A 17,109-nucleotide genomic window follows, 5' to 3' on the forward strand; every position below is an offset into this window, starting at 1 on the left:
AATATTCCCCGACGGGATGAAGCGCCGCACGGGTGCGCTACACTTAACGTCCAACCGCGTAAATGAAAGGAGTTCTCATGAGGCTATGGCCTGTCGTTACCGGTGTCGCCATTGCGCTGACGCTGGTTGCCTGTAAATCTCCCACGCCGCCGAAAGGCGTGCAGCCCATTACCGGCTTTGATGCCAGCCGCTATCTCGGCAAATGGTATGAAGTCGCCCGACTGGAAAATCGCTTCGAGCGCGGTCTGGAACAGGTGACCGCGACGTACGGCAAGCGCAGCGATGGCGGTATCAGCGTACTGAATCGTGGCTATGATCCGGTGAAGAACAAGTGGAATGAGAGCGAAGGAAAGGCGTACTTTACCGGCGAACCGACTACGGCTGCGCTGAAGGTATCGTTCTTCGGCCCGTTCTACGGCGGCTATAACGTGATCAAGCTGGACGATAAGTACCAGTACGCGCTGGTCAGCGGCCCGAACCGCGACTACCTGTGGATTTTATCGCGCACCCCGACCATTCCGGATGCGGTAAAACAGGACTACCTGAATACCGCACGCGATCTGGGATTCCGGGTCGATCAGCTGGTGTGGGTTAAACACTGACCTACTGATACGAAAAGGTGATGCTTGCCAGGGCGTTAGCCGAGCCGGGGACCAGCTCTCCGGTTCGGATGTACTGCGCCTGGAACGGCAGCGACAGCGTTTGTGCTGCGCTGGTGGTCTGGATGAAAAACTGTCCCGTCGTGCCTGCGGCCGAGCTGTCTGGCCCCATCATCAGCGGCCCGGTACCGTTATAGAAAAACTGCACGCCAATGCCGGAGGCCGTGGAGTCCCCGGTCAGCGTCACGACCGACGAGATATTTGACGGCGTGGTCTGATCGGTCATTACTGCGTTAACCGCCACGTTCTCATCGCAGGTCAGGCTGACGTTAAACGCCTCCGATGGCGAGGTGCTGCCTACGCTGGGTAGCGTGTGAACATCAATGGTGCCCAGGTCGACGTTGGCGCTTTTCGTGCCTACCGTGCAGCCGCTTGCCGTCACCGTGATGGTGGTCGGGTTGATGATCACCTGCGCGGTTTTCACTTCGTTGTTATAGGCCGTCAGGATCGCCGCGTTAATGGTGGGGGTCTGGTATACGCCGGATTTCAGCGGAACGCCGGTCTTGATAAACGTCACTTTTGCCGACCAGCCCAGTGTGGAGGCGTAACCGTTAGTCCCGTCGGCCGGATAACTCTGCGTAATGCCCGTCTGCATCGGGACATAGGTGGTGCCGTTATAATCTTTAAGCCCAAGAATGAAGCCGATGCCGGGCACGCCCGTTTCAAATACCATGTAACTGGCGCCATCAAGAATAACCGTGATGCCAGTGGCCGTTACGCTGCTGCTCGGCTCCAGCGTCCCTTTGGAGCAGGTAAAAACCAGGCCGCACCAGAACACTTCCGAGACGCTCGCAGTGGCGCTCCATTCAGAGCCGATCGTCTTTCCGGGCACGATGGAGTCTGCCGGGCCGGACCAGGACATGGGCGTGGGTGAAAGTGTGATATCCGATGTCCAGGAGAGGGCAAGTGCCTGAGACGTCATGAAAAACAGGCCTAAAAACAGTAAACGCATTATTGATACTCCGTCGTCCAGGTCGCCACTGCCGAAACGTCTCCGGCATTGACCGGCGCACCCGTGGCGGCCAGTCGCGCATAGAAGGTCATTTTTACGCTGTCATCCCCCGCCGCGCCGTAAGCAGTGGTTTGGGTGTCCAGCGGGATAAGTACGCTGTCTTTATCCAGAATCTGCACCGCCACGCCGGTCGCGCCGCCGTCAGCGACTTTCAGAAGCTGCGGGTTCTCGTCATCCGGCGTACCGCTGAAGCGGATTTTCACGCCAGCAAAGATAGGGCCGCACGCTTCAAGGGTGAGCGTGAAGGGCGTTTTGATATTGCTGACTGCCCCCGCCTCGCTAAATTGCTTTACGCCGAGGGTGCCCAGCGGCACGTTTTGCTCCTTCGAATCTTCCGAGACAATACAGGTATTGCCGATCACGTTGCCGGTCACGGAAACCAGCACGTCATAGCCGTGTACGGGGACGGTGATGAACATCAGCAGGATCAGGGGGAGAAACCGGACGGTTACTGACATATGACCTCCTGGGAATACAGCCCGGTGCGGGCCTGATAATTTTTCGGGTTCAACGCATAGCGGATCGTGCAGCGCTGGGTGCTGTCGCGTCCCCATACGGCATGCAATGTTCCCTTCGCTGACAGGCCGGTCAGATACACGCTGCCGCCATCGCCGACGATACCGCTGGCGTTGTCATCCTCTGACGAGACCAGCGTGCCGAAGGGGAGCACGTCTTTAGCGTGACGCACGATAAACATCGCTTTTGCCCCCTGACGCGTGGTGAGGGTGGCGCGAACCAGTGCCCCGTCGGTGGGGATTTTATTGGCGATGGCGTTCTCAAGCTCCACGTCATTGCCCACGGTGGTGACATCCAGCGCAACCTGATTAACGCGATACGGCGTGGCGTACGGGATCACCGCATAGCCCCGGCTGTCGGTTTTGATGCCCTTGTGGTTGAGCACGGCGACATGGCTGGCGCCCGGGGCTTTCACCAGGATATTGGTGTTCCCGAGCGGCTGGCTCAGCGTCAGGCCATCCTCATGCAGCACCGCACCGCCGCTCATCCCGTAGCTGAGGTTGCGGGAGTTACCGGCGTAGCTGTAGCCCAGGTTATAGTCTCCCCACGCGCCCTCGTATTGCAGCGCGGCATCGCCGCCGTAGTGCTGCTGCGCGCTGTAGCGCTGGTTGACGCTATAGAAAAGATTCTCCTGTCCTGGCAGATAACCACTGACACCGGTACTGGCGGTGGTGCCAGTGGGATCCGCATGGGTAGCGGTAAAACGGAGGCGGGTCGACAGCGCCGGGTTACTCAGCGGCACCGACAGGGACAACGCGAGGATATTGTCTTTCTTGTTGTCGTACAGGCTAGAGCTACGCTGGGCGCTGATGCCAAGCGACAGGTTACGAAACGTTGCGTTCCACGCGAACTGCAAACTTTGCGTGGTTTTTGACGTATTCCAGTAGGTTTGTTGATCCCAGGACAGCGACAGCGCGCCGTATTCGCCCATCGGCTGCGACAACAGCAGCTGATTTTTTGCCTTACGCGACATATGCAGGTTGTAAACCTTGTCGTAGCGGGTGGTGACGGTGCCATCGTCTTCTACGGTCTGTTCTGGCGCTCCGCCCGCCATGCCTTTGTAAGTGGTATCGCTGAGAGTATAAAACCCTGCCGTTGAGTAACGCAGCGAGAAGAAATTGACCCGCGTACCGATATCGTTCAGCAGCTTGCTGTACCGCAGGCGCACCGAATCCCCGGTGTAGTGCTGATTATCAGCCAGCTGGCTGCGGGCATGGGTGAGGTCGAGGGAGTAGGCGCCAAAGCGGCCGAGATTCTGCCCGATACCGAAGGCCAGGCCGTTGTAGCGATCGGAAAACTGCGCCCCGCCATAAAACGTGAGACCGTATCGCCAGCCCAGGAACAGCTCGCCCTGCGCGAAGGAGGGCGAGATCTGATTGCCCGCAGGGCGGTATTTCCCGGCCCCCAGAGCATATTTCACCTGACCGTTACGCACCAGATTCGGCACGCTGGCAAAGGGCAGGGTGTATTGCGTCTGGCTGCCGTCGCTCTCCTGAATGGTGACCGCGAGATCGCCGCCGGAAGAGGTTGGATAGAGATCTTTCAGCACAAACGCCCCCGGCGGAACCGAGGTTTGATAGATAACGTTACCGTTCTGGCGAACCGTCACCGTGGCATTGCTGCGCGCGATGCCGCGCACTTCAGGCGCGTAACCGCTCAGGCTGGCGGGCAACATATTGTCATCGGTCTTCAGGGCAATCCCACGCAGGCCAACGGCGTCAAACACCTGCGAGGAGGTAAACGTTTCACCGGCATAAACCTGGGCACGCAGGGCACGGATATCCCGCTGTAGCCAGGTCTGGACGTGGGTGAGTTCGTTACTCTCTTTGGTCCACGTGGTGAAATCACGCAGCCGCCATGCGCCCAGGTTGGCGCCGCTGTTCAGGCTCACAAACAGCTGTTGTTCCCGCGTGCGCGTCTCGCCCCGGTATTCATTATTCGCGCCATTGACCACATAGTTCAGCCACGCGGCAGGGATGCCGGACTCCCAGCTCTCCGGGCTGACGTACCCGCGCGGCAGAGCGCGCATCGCGCTTTGCGGTACGGTGAAGTTGAGGGTAAGCGTCCTCTGGTCAAAATCAAACCGGGTATCGGCGAATGACCGGGTTAAAAAAATGCAGCGCTGCGCAGGCGACAGCTCACCCCCTTTCGCCTGACGGCTGTCGATGCCAAGTGCGGCGAATTGCGCAGGTGTAAGGCACGGCAGGGCTTCACCGGCGGTGTTTTCAGCGACGCGAAACGTGACGTTACCTGTGAACGCGAACTGGGTGTTGATATACACGTTAAGATTGTACTCGCCCGGCGGCAACGCGCTCCCGGCGTTGACCCAGGCGAGGTCGGCGCTGTTTGCCTGTTCGCCGTTAAGAAACGCAGGATTAAAGTGCAGCTCGCTTTCGGCAGCCACGGCTTGCCGAATCACCAGGGCGATCGCCGTGGCGCACAGGATTTTAATTTTCATGTGGTCACGCCTTACTGTTTTTATTATTGGGACAATGACGTGCGGGTAACGGGCGTCCAGGCCCCATAATCGTTAATCGTCTGGTAGCTCATGCTGCTCGCATGGCTGAAGGTGTCTGCCAGCGTCACGCTGGCTTTCGGCGGCACCATGACGGGCGACACCGGCCTGCCATCAATTTTCAGGTTAATGGTGGTGAGGTAATACGGCGTTGGGTTGGTCAGCGTGACCTTGCCCGCGCGGTAGGCGCCTGCAAGGTTTTTCCATGCCTCTCCTGCGCCTTCCCGAAGCGACTCAGGGCGATAAAAGACCTTGATGCGGTTGGCAGAGGCGAATTGCAGCGAATTGCCGGAACCGTTTTTAACCTGCTGTGGGATAGCTTTGACCGTCATCCAGTACAGCGTTTCGCGATCGGCTGGCAGTGCGTTGCCGCTGAACATGATTTTCACCGCGCTTTCGCTGGCGGGCTTCATGACGTACAGCGGCGGCGTGATGACGAAGTCGTTGGTACGGCTCCCTTTCTCGTCTTCCATCCATGACTGGATCAGGAACGTGGCATCAGGGTGGGTATTTCTTACCTGCATCATCGTCTGCGTCGTCGCGCCTGCGTAGACCAGCCGCGTTGCACCCAACCCCACGCCGCCTGCATACACGGCGGATGAGCATAACGTGCCAGCCAGACAAATCCATGTGTTTACGCGCATTGTGCGTCTCCTGAAAGCTGAGTCAGACCCGGCCAGCAGACCGGGCCTGAAGATTACGAATAGGTCACGGTGTAGGTTGCGACCGCGCTGGCATCACCCGCCGTGGCGTTGCCCAGTGGGGAGTAATATTTCGCGCTGAAGTTCAGGGTGTTCGCCCCCGCACGCAGGGGGATCGCTGCTGCCGGCTCACCCAGCCTGACGACGTTGCCCTGTTCATCATAAAGACGGATAGCGACATGCTGCGCCGAGCCCGCGCCGCCGTTTACTCCCGCAGCCAGGCTATTCACATCGGTACTGTCCGGCGTACCGGTGAAGGTGATAGCCACAGTCGTTGCGGCAATGGGGTTATCTTCCGTGGACGCGGAGGTATCGGCGATTTCGCAATCTTCCAGCGTGATGGAGAAGGCTTTTGCGGTACTGGCTTCACTGCCTGCGGCAGCCAGCGTGGCGGTACGCACTTCACCCATGTCGACGTCGATATTCGCGCTACCGGCGCTGATGGCACAGGCGGAGGTCACCACTTTACCGCTAAAGTTAACCGTGCCGCCGCTGGTGGTGGCGGCCAGTGCTGAGCCCGCTGGCAGCAGGGCGGCAATGCTTAATGCCAGCAGAGAATGGCAAGTAAGGCGTGCTTTCATTTCATGGTTCCTTGGTTTTTTTATTACGAGATTTGCTCTGAAAGCGGCAGGTCTAACTGGTTAAAAAGACCAGCAAATCTGTCTTATTCCTGAGCCCGAGTTTTCTTATCGCTGAGCTTTTTAAAGCGCTCACGCGGCGATAAGAAAGTTTCTCCAGTTCTGCGATGTAACGTATATCCAGTCCGTTCCTGAGTTCCTTTAATACCCTCCTTTCTCCAGGCGTCAGCGATAACGCCGCTGGCTGCTTTTGGGGCCGATAATGGCTATCGACCATTTTTGCTAGCTTTATCCGCCACTGATAAACCGTGTTCTGTAGCGAGATATAGGCATCAATATCTTCCCTGGCCCATAACAGGGAATGGGCAGAGGTTGAGTACAGGCAGATAATCACCTCTGGATGCGTGGCTTTGATTTTTTTTAAATATTTCAGTGAGCCATACCCTGTATGGTATTTCTCTGCGCCGGATATAAATAAGATATCGATACGAATCGATGACAGTGCCTTATCCAGTTCCTGATAACCTCCTTCGATGATAATGATGTGAAGGTCGTCGCGGATGCTGCGTAATAACGTTTTAATGCCGTTTCTTGCATAATGATCGCCGCCCATCAATGCAACAGTAATATGCTGTGTTATTTGGTTATTGTTCGTCATGTTATTCCTCGATTTATAATAGTAATCAGGCGAATTATTTATAAGGGTATCGCCAGTATTCTCGAAGCAATGACGTATTGCATAGTGTAGGCCTACTATACGTCGGCCAATAAAGAGGTAATCTGAATTAATCTAAAATTGTATTAATTACTGAGATCGAGACAGGTTACGACGCTTCCCTCTGATTGGTCTTATTCCGCTTCGCTTTCTGTAAATTATGATAGCCGCTATTTTTAATGAAAATTTAGCTTTGATAAATGTTTTGTAAGGAGTTTGTCGTCTGGTGTCAGTGCGGGTGTGAAGTTGCTGACGGGGAATAACAATTTACGAATGTTATCATCGATAAAAACTGATAGAGAGGTGGGTGAAAAGCATACAAAAACCATGTAACTTATTGATATTTGTCAGGTTGAGAAAACTTAAGGCTTAAGAGTACTGAATATTTCAGACACGCATGTCCGTGGCGTACAATGTTTTTTTATGTAGATATTTGTCAATGTCAAGAGGCGAGGAGTGCGCCAAAAGGAGAGGCTCTGATAAAAGAGATGCTGTCGATAGTCAGATACTTCTGTGGAGCGGAAATTAACTTCACAAAACATCATAATGAGGATGATCGCGGATGAATCGGCTCTGCAAGCCGCATTCTACAAGGCTTTAGTTCTTATGCAGGTTCAGTGAAGCTTAAGGGATGAAATATAAATTAAGATTTTTCGCCAATGGCGAAGATATACAGCATGCCGTTAATCAGTCACATTAATCCCGACGCGAATGTCATCACATACATGCGGTGACTCAGGTTCAACATCTGTTAACCGGAGAATTCATACTGCCCCTATGCATAAGCATTACATTATAAATAATATCGTCGAATTTCATCCTGCGGCCAGCACGTTACGTGATATCAACAATCCTGACCGTGTGGTTGTGTTAAATTCGCCAGCAGGCCGATGCCTGTTGTTATTAATCGACAGAGCGGGGTCGATTGTCACTCAGCAAGAGTTCCTTGATATTGTCTGGCAAAGCCGCGGCATGCTTGTCTCCTCCAATACCTATTACCAGAACATCTCCATTCTGCGCAAAGGGCTCAAAAAGATTGGTTTTGAAACTGACCCTATCGTTACCATTCCCCGTATTGGGCTGACGCTGGCAAGCGACACGCAAATAACCGTCAGAGAGTCTTCGCCTGTCGCGCCTCAACCCGCAGAGGGACAATGTGTGGAGGCGCCAGCGATCGAGGAGGTCTCTGCATCCTCCGCGCCAGCAGCGCCCGTTGCCAGGAAGTCCACGCGCTGGCTGGCTGTCGTCATGGGGCTGTTGATCATCCTGGCCGGGGCAGGCGTGACGGGATATATGAGCGCCAGGGAAAACCGTTTTGTTGAGGATTATCGTTTTGCGGCATCCGTCGGGGCCTGTCGCGTTTATCTTGCGAACGACATTCAGACTCACGTTGAACGCGCTTCCGCGCTGACCTATGTAGAACAATTCAAGGCTGAATGCGCGCAATATCCCTGGGTTTACATCAGCTGGTACGCCCTGCTTCCTCGTGCGTCGGTTATTCGCTGCGACCGGCCAATGAAAGAACCGAACCGCTGTATATCTGATTATTTCCTGAAGGATAGCTAGCATGACTCGTTTTCGGCAGATGCTGTATGTCATCGTGACGGGCCTCGTCACGGCAGGCGTGCTGACGGGCTATTACCTGTGGCACCGATCTTACGTTCAGCCTTTTTCATGCCAGGCTAATCTGGTACAGCACCATCCGGATGAGACGCTGACGGTCTGGCTGAATTACACCTTCGACGGGAAATTCGGCACCCTGAGCATGAATGGCCGGGCAAAGAGCGATCCGGGTAAAACCATCGACAGGAAAATTTCCTTTCGGGTGGAGAGAAAAGATCGCCTCTATTTGCTGACGTCAGAAAAAAATATGACTTTCCCGGACGATAATGTCGAAGACAGCTGGCTGGAAAAATATGAACCGCAATTTTTTGTCTATCCGGGCAAGAGTATTTATATGCGTATCAATGAACAACATAATGGTAACTATATCTTTACCTTAGGAACATTACCGACATATGTGTGTCGTGGTTCAAAAAAAGAATGATGTAAACGAGAAAAGCATTATATTTTCCTCCCGTCTCATTTATGCTTGATTTAAAATATCAGGATTATCTTAGAAATATAAAGTGCGACAGATCATGTTGCGATAATGTAATTAATTTTAAATTTGGCAAGTAAATGAAAAGTGTATTTGACTCCTCCGATGGGGGGAAATCAGTACCGGAAAAGTGTCTGCATATTGGGTTGATATTATGGCCCCGTTATTCACTTCTGGCGGTATCTGGATTGCTGGAAGCGCTGCGTTATGCAGCGAAAGCTCAGGATAAATTAGCATTTAAAATCAGCCTGATAAGTGAATTTCCTGATATCCCGATTATCAGCAATGCGGGGATTATCATGAGGCCGGATTCTCCCCATGGGCCGCCGGACAGTTTTAACTACCTTGCTGTTATCGGCGGTGAATTGCAGTATCTGGACTTAGGGTATCAGGGGGATAAAGCGTATCTGGCACATGCCCACCATGCCGGGGTTCCGCTCATTGGCATTGGCACCGGCAGTTTTGTCCTCGCACAGGAAGGATTGCTGAATGAACGACGAGCGTCCATCCATCCTTTCCACCTTGATGCATTTCGGCAGGCTTTCCCGCTGGTTTATGCTGAGCAAGGGTATGATTTCATCGACGATGGCGATGTGTTGACCTGCCCGGGTGGTATTTCCACCCTGACGCTGGCAACCGAGCTTATCCGCGCCCATGCCGGGGATGATATCGCCAGCACCACCTGTCAGCGTTTGTCGCTCGTTCCGCATGAAATTGCCACCCCACGTCCGGCGAATCTTGCGCTTATCCCTGACTCGCGGTTGCGCCGCGCCGTCATGCTGATTGAACAGTTCCTGACCCGGCCGCTCACTACCGCCGGGCTTGCGCGAGAAGTGGCATTGAGTGAACGCCAGCTCAACCGTCTGTTCCACGCAGAATTCGGCAAAACGGCCCGCGAATTTATCCGCAGCGCCAGACTGCGCTATGCTTGCTGGCTGCTGAAGAACTCACAGCAAAGCGTGACGGATATTGCGCAGCGGATGGGGTTCAGCGACTGCGCGCACTTTATTCGTCATTTTCAGACGGAGTACGGTTGTACGCCTGGGGTGTGGCGCACGTCGCAGAATTAATTTTCTGAGGTGGATGTAAAATGCGGCTTATATAGTTGCGTCATCAACTACAGATACAATCGCGCTAGAGATGAAACGCAACCTGCTTGCCAGTGGGTAGTTCCACGTTAATGCTAAGTTTTCCGCCCATCGCTTCGATGTAACGCTTAAGCGTAGCAATCTTCAGATCGTTTCCACGCTGCTCCAGCTGTGTTACCGCAGGTTGACTTACGCCCATAAGATCGGCGACATGTTTTTGCGAAAGCTGGAGCTCTTCACGCAGAAGTTGCAGACCGGTTTCGAGGAACATTTCCTCTGCCATCTCCTGAATGCGCTGTTGGCTTTCCGGTGAGCGTGACGCAATCACTTCATTTAAGGTTTTCACTTGGCTGCCTCGCTGGCAGTTGTTCGATAAAACCGAACAACTGCATTTTCGACCCGTCCACCCTTATCAGAAATGCTTCATAAGGATAATGTCTGTAAGCTCGTAGTATGCCAGAAACAGCCGCTAAGCCAGGTGGTTTGTATTTGATTTTGCGAGGCGCTTTCCAGCATGTGGAATTTGGATCGCTGCAAGCGCGTCCTCTATCTCAATAAGCTTTGCTTTCGTCCGTTTATAATCGTCCTGCAAACGCTGCTCCTGCTCGTTATACGCCACCAGTACGATGCACCCTTTCATGACCTTTACTGTGACCTGCTGTCCGGTATCAAACCCCGCCGCGCGCAGCCACTTTCCGGAAAGGATGATTCTCGGCGTAGATTTGTCGTAAACATTCGGGCGGTATCCCACAATTAACGAATGCTCGGTTCCGGATTGGTCGGTGTCTGGGGTAGAATGCGAATCAGCCATAATCAACTCCTTGATAGTTGGTGAGGTTAGCTCTCGTCCGGTATTGCGAGTACCTGGCGAGGGCGTTTCAATTTGAGGTCTTCGTATGATAAGGTACGTACCTCAGTGAAGATATCTTGCTCTTTTAGGTACGTACATGTCAACAGCTAAACGCGACCCTAACAAATCTAAATCCGGAAAAGCACCAACTTTTCAAATTCGTATTACGCCGGAGTTGAAGGCACAGTTTGATGAAGCTGCTAAGGATGCTGATATGAGTCTAGGAAACTGGCTCAAAAACCTAGGTCGGAAAGAATTGTCGAAATTAGGAATTGAGCCTAAAGGTTAGATTAATGGAACAAAGAATCAATATTATCTTCTTTAAATTGTAGGTTTTTAACCTCGAGTTTTCTTCGATAAGAAGAGTATCTAATTTCCATCATTTTAAATCCTTGTGAAATAGTAGATATTCTTCTCTGAGAAATATTCAGCTCAATGAGTGTACCTATAACCACATCTAAATAGTCATGTAAATTTTCAATAAGTATGGATGTGTAACTAGGGAGATTCCCTGTATGAACTATAAGGTTCCTGGCTCTGTAAATACGTCTTATCTGTTGTGCAACTCTTTGACCATGTATGTCTAAGCCATTTAAGATATTTTTTGGAGATTTAAATAACTCTTCAAAAAAACAAATTCTATCTTTAAGTAAATGGAAATCTCTTGTTTTTTCCTTCAGAGTTGTAAGTATATGTTTGTTTTCTTCTAAAGCAAAAAGTTTAATGTATTTTATATAAAGATTTGCGCCAGAAATGGATTTTACTGCATTAATCCCTGCTCGTCTGTTCCAATTAAGGATGTCAGCTATTAATTTATTAACAAGTCTTTTGTAATACATCATATTCAAAAATGGTAAAGTGGAATTAATTATATTTTCAATATTGCTTACATTACCATTTGTTGGAATTATAGATTCAAGTGCAATCCAGAGGTTAATTAGTTGATTTTGTTCGGAGCCGCTATTTAAAGCAAGTGAATGTAGTTGTGCAGCATTGGTAAATTTATCAAAAGAGTCCTCTTCAAGTCTGAAATTGGAAATGAATTCATTAAGGATTCTTGATGATTTTTGTGCTTTCATATCAACGCATTTATGCATTGCGTTAACTTGCTTTCCTCTTTTAGTAAGTTGTTCACTTTCTTTATTTATTATCAAACAGTCGTCTTTGAAATCTAAAGTCTCCTTGTGATGAAATAACGAAAAGAGAGTGCCGAAAATTTTTAATAAATGATCCGCTTTTGCTTTTGCAGAGTCGAAATCACGTGCAGGTATATCATCTAATAATAAATATACACCGTCATGTTTCGATAATATATTCCGCGTGTTATTATCTGAAAAAATCCCTTCCTTTATCGGAAATTCTTTATCGATAACAATTTTGAAATTTGCACATGCGTCTTTTAGTTTTTCAAAAAGGAAGGATGCTTTATATATAACGGTGTATTTTTCTGTTTTACTTGGAAATTTTTTAAAAAAATTATTTATATTTGAGTTGTTTTCAATTCTTTCAGAGTCATGGTAGAAATATGATAGTGTTGCATAATATATATATTTATCGCTAAAGCCAAAATTTAACAGCGTAGTGGCATAACTACGAGCAAGTTTCCTTATTCTATTAAAATCCGAGTTCTTTATTATAGCATCAGAAAGTAATTCTTCATTTTTTTCTTTGTATTTTCTTAATGAAAGGTAATTAGATAAAATCTCAATAGTGGTTTTCTTGGATGAGATATCTACTTTGTCATTTTTTAATATAGCATTTATATCTTTCAATTCCTCATCAATGAGACTTTGAGCTATTTCATCTTTCTCAAGATTTTCGCAAAGTTCACTCAAAACATGTTTTATATTTGGTTCTTTTATATCACCAGACTCAACGGCGGCAATCACAATTAATGCCTCATTACAAAGCAAGCTGGCATTCATTGCGGATGGTTTATATGTGTCTAGGCTGAAGGTAAAAAACATTTCCTCAAAAGTTTGCGCGAAATAAAGTAAATGTTGTGATTGGCTTGGATTGACCCATTTTCGAATGCCACGATAGCGCATAACATTGCCCTCAAATTGCTTAAAAATTTTATGGGAACATAGTGCATTTTTGGCGGAAGATCACAGGAGTCGAACCTGCCCGGGAACGCTGGCGCCCCCAACTGGATTTGAAGTCCAGCCACCTCACCGGAGATGACGATCTTCCGCGCCTGCATTGCTACATGGAGGCGGGCGCATTATAGCTACTTTCAGGCATTTACCACATACCCCACACCACTTTTTTCACCGCTCTTTTGACCTTAACCCCCCTGTTTCAGCTAATTCTTAAGAAAATCCTCAGGTTAGCATTTTGTGCTCACCAACCTTTATCCCGATCACAAAAAACAAGAAACGTAATCTGCTAACCAGAAAACGCAATACCCGCTCCTGAAACAATGGTTTAAAAAACGGTAACCGGTCTCAGCGCCCCCTACAGCGTGAAGGATAAAAAGATGAGCGAAGTCCTGTCAGTAAAAGAGAAGATTGGCTACGGCATGGGAGACGCCGCCAGCCACATCATTTTTGATAACGTCATGCTTTATATGATGTTTTTCTACACCGATATTTTTGGTATTCCCGCCGGGTTTGTCGGCACCATGTTCCTGCTGGCCCGCGCGCTGGATGCGATCTCCGACCCCTGCATGGGGCTGATTGCCGACCGCACCCGCAGCCGCTGGGGCAAGTTCCGTCCGTGGATTTTGTTCGGCGCGATCCCGTTCGGCATCGTCTGCGTGCTGGCGTATACCACGCCGGACCTCAGCCTTAACGGCAAAATGGTTTACGCAGCCATCACCTACACGCTGCTGACCCTGCTCTATACCGTGGTCAACATCCCCTACTGCGCGCTGGGCGGCGTAATTACCAACGACCCGACGCAGCGTATCTCCCTCCAGTCCTGGCGCTTTGTGCTGGCGACGGCGGGCGGCATGCTCTCCACGGTGCTGATGATGCCGCTGGTGAACCTGATCGGCGGCGACGATAAGGCGTTCGGCTTCCAGGGCGGGATCGCCGTGCTGTCGGTGGTCGCGTTCCTGATGCTGGCGTTCTGCTTCTTCACCACCAAAGAGCGCATCCAGGTGCCGCCGAGCACCACCTCCATGCGTGAAGATCTGCGTGATATCTGGCAAAACGACCAGTGGCGCATCGTCGGCGTGCTGACCATCCTCAACATTCTCGCCGTCTGCGTGCGCGGCGGCGCGATGATGTATTACTGCACCTGGATCATGGGCTCGCCGGAAGTGTTCGTCGCGTTCCTCACCACCTACTGCGTCGGCAACCTGATTGGCTCCGCGCTGGCGAAACCGCTCACCGACTGGAAGTGTAAGGTCAGCATCTTCTGGTGGACCAACGCCGCGCTGGCGGTGGTCAGCGTGGCGATGTTCTTCGTGCCGATGCATGCCACCGTGCTGATGTTCGGCTTCATCTTCGTTATCGGCGTGCTGCATCAACTGGTGACGCCGATTCAGTGGGTTATGATGTCCGATACCGTCGACTACGGCGAATGGACCAACGGCAAACGCCTGACCGGCATCAGCTTTGCAGGCACGCTGTTTGTGCTGAAACTCGGCCTGGCGCTGGGCGGGGCGATGATCGGATGGATGCTGGCAGGCGGCGGCTACGACGCGGCAGCCAAAACCCAGAACAGCGCGACCATCAGCATCATTATCGGTCTGTTTACGCTGGCTCCGGCGATCTGCTACGTGCTGAGCGCCATTATCGCCAAACGCTACTACACGCTGAAAACCCCCTTCCTGACCAAAATCCTGCGCGAGCTGGCGCAAGGTGCGCGCCGCAATCAGCAGGAGTTTGAAAACCTGCCGGTCAGTAAAGAATTGCAGAACTAAGAGGACGTAAGCATGAAAATCAGTGATGGAAACTGGCTTATCCAACCGGGCCTTAACGTGACGTATCCGGTTCAGGTGTTCGACGTGGAGCAGCAGGGCAATGACCTGGTGGTGTACGTCGCGCCGCGTGACGTGCGCGAACGCACCTGGCAGCTCGACACGTTGATGTTCACGGTGCGCCTGTTTGCCCCGCAGGAAGGGATTGTCGGGGTGCGCATTGAGCACTTCCAGGGCGCGCTGAACAACGGCCCGCACTATCCGCTGAACGTTCTGAAAGACGTGAAGGTAGAGATTGAAAACAACGCCGAATTTGCCGAGCTGAAAAGCGGCAGCGCCAGCGTGCGCGTCACCAAAGGCGAGTTCTGGGCGCTGGATTTCCTGCGCAACGGCCAGCGCATTACCGGCAGCCAGCTGAAAAACAACGGCTACGTGCAGGATACCAACACCGATCGCAACTATGTGTTTGAACGTCTGGATCTGGGCGTGGGGGAAACGGTCTACGGCCTGGGCGAGCGCTTTACCGCCCTGGTGCGCAACGGTCAGACGGTCGAAACCTGGAACCGCGACGGCGGCACCAGCACCGAGCAGTCCTACAAAAACATCCCGTTCTACCTGACCAACCGTGGTTATGGCGTGCTGGTGAATCACCCGGAAAATGTCTCGTTTGAAGTCGGCTCCGAGAAAGTGTCCAAAGTGCAGTTCAGCGTGGAAGGGGAGTATCTGGAGTACTTCGTGATCGACGGCCCGACGCCAAAAGAGGTATTAAACCGCTATACGCAGTTCACCGGGCGTCCGGCGCTGCCGCCGGCGTGGTCGTTCGGCCTGTGGCTGACCACCTCCTTCACCACTAACTACGACGAAGCGACGGTCAACAGCTTTATCGACGGCATGGCCGAGCGCGACCTGCCGCTTCACGTGTTCCACTTCGACTGCTTCTGGATGAAGGCCTTCCAGTGGTGCGATTTTGAGTGGGACCCGGTGACCTTCCCCGACCCGGAAGGGATGATCCGCCGCCTGAAAGAGAAAGGGCTGAAGGTCTGCGTGTGGATCAACCCGTACATCGGCCAGAAATCGCCGATCTTCCGTGAGCTGAAAGAGAAGGGCTACCTGCTCAAGCGCCCGGACGGCTCCCTGTGGCAGTGGGACAAATGGCAGCCGGGGCTGGCGATCTACGACTTCACCAACCCGGACGCGTGCCGGTGGTACGCCGACAAGCTGAAAGGCCTGGTGGAGATCGGCGTCGACTGCTTCAAGACCGACTTCGGCGAGCGTATCCCGACGGACGTCCAGTGGTTTGACGGTTCCGATCCGCAGAAGATGCACAACCATTACGCCTACATCTACAACGAACTGGTGTGGAACGTGCTGAAAGAGACGGTGGGAGAAGAAGAGGCGGTGCTGTTTGCCCGTTCTGCCTCCGTGGGAGCGCAACAGTTCCCGGTGCATTGGGGCGGCGACTGCTACGCCAACTATGAATCGATGGCGGAAAGCCTGCGCGGCGGGCTGTCGATTGGCCTGTCCGGCTTCGGATTCTGGAGCCACGATATCGGCGGGTTTGAAAACACCGCTCCGGCGCACGTCTATAAGCGCTGGTGCGCTTTCGGGCTGTTCTCCAGCCACAGCCGCCTGCACGGCAGCAAATCCTACCGTGTGCCGTGGGCGTACGATGACGAGTCCTGCGACGTGGTGCGCCACTTCACCCAGCTGAAATGCCAGCTGATGCCGTACCTGTATCGTCAGGCTGCGCTGGCCCGCGAGTTCGGCACGCCGATGCTGCGGGCGATGATGCTGGAGTTCCCGGACGACCCGGCGTGCGATTACCTTGACCGCCAGTACATGCTGGGGGATTCAATGATGGTGGCGCCGGTGTTCTCCGAGGCGGGCGACGTGCAGTTCTGGCTGCCGGAAGGGCGCTGGACGCACCTGTGGCACAACGATGTAATCGAGGGCAGCCGCTGGCATAAGCAGCAGCACGATTTCCAGAGCCTGCCGGTCTATGTGCGCGACAACACGCTGCTGGCGCTCGGCAATAATAACCAGAAGCCGGACTATGCGTGGCACGAGGGGACAACCTTCCAGCTCTTCAACCTGAGCGATGGCGCAACGGCGGTAAGCGAAGTGCCTGCGGCGGACGGTTCTGTGGTGTTTACGCTGAAGGCGTCACGTCAGGGCGACGTCGTGACCTTTACCGGCGCGGGAGATGCGCAAAACTGGTCGGTGTGCTTGCGCAACGTGCAGAAGGTCGGCGGCGTAAAAGGCGGTTCACATGTGGGCAGCGAGTGGGGTGTGGTGGTGAAAGCCGACGGGGATGAGGTGGTGGTTCACCTCTGAGCCGTAAAAATGCCCGGTGGCGCTTCGCTTACCGGGCCTACGGTAATTATGCGGTCTGATGCCCTCACCCACGGGGCTGAGGGATCCCCAGTAATTTTTTTATGCAGAAGCAATAAAGTTGCTTTCTAAATGACTGAGGGCTGTCAGCGATGCCCTGGTCCGGCTGTAAATC

16 protein-coding genes and 1 tRNA gene are annotated in these 17,109 nt (G+C 52.5%); 7 read left to right on the forward strand and 10 right to left on the reverse strand.

Annotated elements, in window-relative coordinates:
• Positions 1-77 precede the first annotated feature (77 nt).
• Positions 78-602 (forward strand): lipocalin family protein, encoded by a 525-nt coding sequence (locus tag ACNQ0T_RS14300; protein ID WP_023305169.1) that lies wholly within the window; start codon positions 78-80, stop codon positions 600-602.
• A 1-nt stretch (position 603) separates the two neighbouring features.
• On the opposite strand, the gene ACNQ0T_RS14305 is transcribed toward ACNQ0T_RS14300, so the two are convergent.
• From ACNQ0T_RS14305 to ACNQ0T_RS14330, 6 genes are read right to left on the reverse strand one after another with little or no spacing between them, the layout of a single operon-like run.
• Positions 604-1,611: a fimbrial protein gene (locus ACNQ0T_RS14305; protein WP_417930176.1), complete on the reverse strand. Its 1,008-nt coding sequence runs from the start codon at positions 1,609-1,611 to the stop codon at positions 604-606.
• Complete coding sequence (locus ACNQ0T_RS14310; protein WP_155024890.1) at positions 1,611-2,129, reverse strand: fimbrial protein; 519 nt, start codon at positions 2,127-2,129, stop codon at positions 1,611-1,613. The genes ACNQ0T_RS14305 and ACNQ0T_RS14310 overlap by 1 nt, the downstream gene beginning before the upstream one ends.
• Positions 2,120-4,645: a fimbria/pilus outer membrane usher protein gene (locus tag ACNQ0T_RS14315; protein WP_417930177.1), complete on the reverse strand. Its 2,526-nt coding sequence runs from the start codon at positions 4,643-4,645 to the stop codon at positions 2,120-2,122. Before ACNQ0T_RS14315 ends, ACNQ0T_RS14310 begins: the two co-directional genes overlap by 10 nt.
• Positions 4,646-4,668: 23 nt before the next feature.
• Complete coding sequence (locus ACNQ0T_RS14320) at positions 4,669-5,346, reverse strand: molecular chaperone (protein WP_022646602.1); 678 nt, start codon at positions 5,344-5,346, stop codon at positions 4,669-4,671.
• Positions 5,347-5,399: 53 nt separating this feature from the next.
• Complete coding sequence (locus ACNQ0T_RS14325) at positions 5,400-5,984, reverse strand: fimbrial protein (protein ID WP_023299002.1); 585 nt, start codon at positions 5,982-5,984, stop codon at positions 5,400-5,402.
• Positions 5,985-6,036: 52 nt separating this feature from the next.
• A complete protein-coding gene (locus ACNQ0T_RS14330) occupies positions 6,037-6,639 on the reverse strand; it encodes a helix-turn-helix domain-containing protein (protein ID WP_022646604.1) in 603 nt (200 codons plus the stop codon).
• Between the two features lie 834 nt (positions 6,640-7,473).
• On the opposite strand from ACNQ0T_RS14330, the gene ACNQ0T_RS14335 reads away from it, so the two are divergent.
• From ACNQ0T_RS14335 to ACNQ0T_RS14345, 3 genes are all read left to right on the forward strand, one after another.
• Positions 7,474-8,262 (forward strand): winged helix-turn-helix domain-containing protein, encoded by a 789-nt coding sequence (locus tag ACNQ0T_RS14335; protein WP_157506443.1) that lies wholly within the window; start codon positions 7,474-7,476, stop codon positions 8,260-8,262.
• Between the two features lies 1 nt (position 8,263).
• On the forward strand, positions 8,264-8,743 hold the full coding sequence (locus ACNQ0T_RS14340; RefSeq protein ID WP_022646606.1) for a hypothetical protein: 480 nt from the start codon (positions 8,264-8,266) through the stop codon (positions 8,741-8,743).
• 242 nt (positions 8,744-8,985) lie between these two features.
• Positions 8,986-9,867, forward strand: coding sequence for a GlxA family transcriptional regulator (locus ACNQ0T_RS14345; protein WP_038415011.1), 882 nt, complete (start codon positions 8,986-8,988; stop codon positions 9,865-9,867).
• Between the two features lie 64 nt (positions 9,868-9,931).
• Here the strand turns inward: ACNQ0T_RS14345 and ACNQ0T_RS14350 are convergent, their stop codons facing one another.
• Positions 9,932-10,231 (reverse strand): helix-turn-helix domain-containing protein, encoded by a 300-nt coding sequence (locus tag ACNQ0T_RS14350; RefSeq protein WP_023299004.1) that lies wholly within the window; start codon positions 10,229-10,231, stop codon positions 9,932-9,934.
• A gap of 123 nt (positions 10,232-10,354) precedes the next feature.
• A complete protein-coding gene (locus ACNQ0T_RS14355) occupies positions 10,355-10,696 on the reverse strand; it encodes a SymE family type I addiction module toxin (protein ID WP_063150631.1) in 342 nt (113 codons plus the stop codon).
• Positions 10,697-10,832: 136 nt separating this feature from the next.
• On the opposite strand from ACNQ0T_RS14355, the gene ACNQ0T_RS14360 reads away from it, so the two are divergent.
• Positions 10,833-11,024, forward strand: coding sequence for a toxin-antitoxin system HicB family antitoxin (locus ACNQ0T_RS14360; protein WP_072034772.1), 192 nt, complete (start codon positions 10,833-10,835; stop codon positions 11,022-11,024).
• A gap of 1 nt (position 11,025) precedes the next feature.
• Here ACNQ0T_RS14360 and ACNQ0T_RS14365 read toward each other — a convergent pair whose 3' ends face one another.
• Positions 11,026-12,783, reverse strand: coding sequence for a hypothetical protein (locus ACNQ0T_RS14365; protein ID WP_324286093.1), 1,758 nt, complete (start codon positions 12,781-12,783; stop codon positions 11,026-11,028).
• Positions 12,784-12,833: 50 nt separating this feature from the next.
• A tRNA-Sec gene (locus tag ACNQ0T_RS14370) sits at positions 12,834-12,928 on the reverse strand.
• A 286-nt stretch (positions 12,929-13,214) separates the two neighbouring features.
• Here ACNQ0T_RS14370 and ACNQ0T_RS14375 point away from each other — a divergent pair.
• Entirely contained in the window at positions 13,215-14,606 is a 1,392-nt protein-coding gene (locus ACNQ0T_RS14375; RefSeq protein ID WP_015570055.1) for a glycoside-pentoside-hexuronide family transporter, read from the forward strand.
• A gap of 12 nt (positions 14,607-14,618) precedes the next feature.
• A complete protein-coding gene (yicI, locus tag ACNQ0T_RS14380) occupies positions 14,619-16,937 on the forward strand; it encodes an alpha-xylosidase (RefSeq protein WP_417930179.1) in 2,319 nt (772 codons plus the stop codon).
• Positions 16,938-17,109 lie beyond the last annotated feature (172 nt).

The organism is Enterobacter cloacae complex sp.6700776 (assembly GCF_048284255.1).
GTDB lineage: Bacteria > Pseudomonadota > Gammaproteobacteria > Enterobacterales > Enterobacteriaceae > Enterobacter > Enterobacter intestinihominis.

What these genes read in the sequence shown, in the direction of transcription:
- yicI (WP_417930179.1), top strand. Translation starts at nt 14,619, where the DNA reads ATGAAAATCAGTGATGGAAACTGGCTTATCCAACCGGGCCTTAACGTG.
- ACNQ0T_RS14310 (WP_155024890.1), bottom strand. Translation starts at nt 2,129, where the DNA reads ATGTCAGTAACCGTCCGGTTTCTCCCCCTGATCCTGCTGATGTTCATC.
- ACNQ0T_RS14325 (WP_023299002.1), bottom strand. Translation starts at nt 5,984, where the DNA reads ATGAAAGCACGCCTTACTTGCCATTCTCTGCTGGCATTAAGCATTGCC.
- ACNQ0T_RS14335 (WP_157506443.1), top strand. Translation starts at nt 7,474, where the DNA reads ATGCATAAGCATTACATTATAAATAATATCGTCGAATTTCATCCTGCG.
- ACNQ0T_RS14375 (WP_015570055.1), top strand. Translation starts at nt 13,215, where the DNA reads ATGAGCGAAGTCCTGTCAGTAAAAGAGAAGATTGGCTACGGCATGGGA.
- ACNQ0T_RS14315 (WP_417930177.1), bottom strand. Translation starts at nt 4,645, where the DNA reads ATGAAAATTAAAATCCTGTGCGCCACGGCGATCGCCCTGGTGATTCGG.
- ACNQ0T_RS14365 (WP_324286093.1), bottom strand. Translation starts at nt 12,783, where the DNA reads ATGCGCTATCGTGGCATTCGAAAATGGGTCAATCCAAGCCAATCACAA.
- ACNQ0T_RS14320 (WP_022646602.1), bottom strand. Translation starts at nt 5,346, where the DNA reads ATGCGCGTAAACACATGGATTTGTCTGGCTGGCACGTTATGCTCATCC.
- ACNQ0T_RS14360 (WP_072034772.1), top strand. Translation starts at nt 10,833, where the DNA reads ATGTCAACAGCTAAACGCGACCCTAACAAATCTAAATCCGGAAAAGCA.
- ACNQ0T_RS14340 (WP_022646606.1), top strand. Translation starts at nt 8,264, where the DNA reads ATGACTCGTTTTCGGCAGATGCTGTATGTCATCGTGACGGGCCTCGTC.
- ACNQ0T_RS14330 (WP_022646604.1), bottom strand. Translation starts at nt 6,639, where the DNA reads ATGACGAACAATAACCAAATAACACAGCATATTACTGTTGCATTGATG.
- ACNQ0T_RS14300 (WP_023305169.1), top strand. Translation starts at nt 78, where the DNA reads ATGAGGCTATGGCCTGTCGTTACCGGTGTCGCCATTGCGCTGACGCTG.
- ACNQ0T_RS14305 (WP_417930176.1), bottom strand. Translation starts at nt 1,611, where the DNA reads ATGCGTTTACTGTTTTTAGGCCTGTTTTTCATGACGTCTCAGGCACTT.
- ACNQ0T_RS14355 (WP_063150631.1), bottom strand. Translation starts at nt 10,696, where the DNA reads ATGGCTGATTCGCATTCTACCCCAGACACCGACCAATCCGGAACCGAG.